This is a genomic window from Dyella japonica DSM 16301 (genome assembly GCF_001010355.1).
GTDB lineage: Bacteria > Pseudomonadota > Gammaproteobacteria > Xanthomonadales > Rhodanobacteraceae > Dyella > Dyella japonica.
This window is the reverse complement of sequence record NZ_JPLA01000148.1, coordinates 1-635: the sequence shown is the minus strand read 5'-3', so window position 1 is coordinate 635 and position 635 is coordinate 1. Positions and strand designations below refer to the sequence as shown.

Annotated in this window: 1 protein-coding gene; it reads left to right on the top strand. The window is 43.6% G+C overall.

What is annotated here, in order from left to right; all coding sequences use genetic code 11:
• Positions 1-635: phage tail tip protein J-related protein (locus Y882_RS20175; RefSeq protein WP_046973423.1), on the top strand; the 635-nt coding region annotated here is incomplete at both ends.

The window sequence follows — 635 nt, the reverse complement described above, 5'->3', positions numbered from 1 at the left end:
GTCGTAAACGTGTTGGTCGCACAATTGAAATTCCTTGTAACATGAAAGGTTATAAGTTTCGACCAGGAATGTATGTAAAAGTTACTATTTCTCAGATAGGAATGAGAAATGTCGAGATGCGAGTAACTAAATGGTCTTTCAACCCTAAAGGTGGAGTAGACATTACTCTACGACAAGATTTCCTGGAAATGTGGGACGATGCTATTGGTAAACCGATGGACCGCCCAGATCTTGTAGATTTACCAAGTGGCGGTGTTGCTCAACCACAAAATCTACAGTACCAGATTTTGCAGATTAGCGATGTGGTACAGGGTGTGTTATCCTGGACTAATATGGGGCAAGTGGCGTACAACCGCGTAGCCGTGCGACAGGGCGGTGTAACTATTTGGACCGCACAAGTCCCAGGACAAAGTGTTAGAGTTACTGGTCTGTTACGCGGTGCGTATACAGCGCACGTCCAAGCTGTGTCACACGGTGGGGCAATATCCCCTGAGGCTTATGTTGAATTTAATTTTCAAGCTCCACTACCACTTTCTTCTGTTGAAGTACAAAACGGTTATTTTTCTTTAACACTTATTCCAAAAATTTCTGAACTTACTAACGTCAGCACTCAGTTCGATTTCTGGACATCAGGT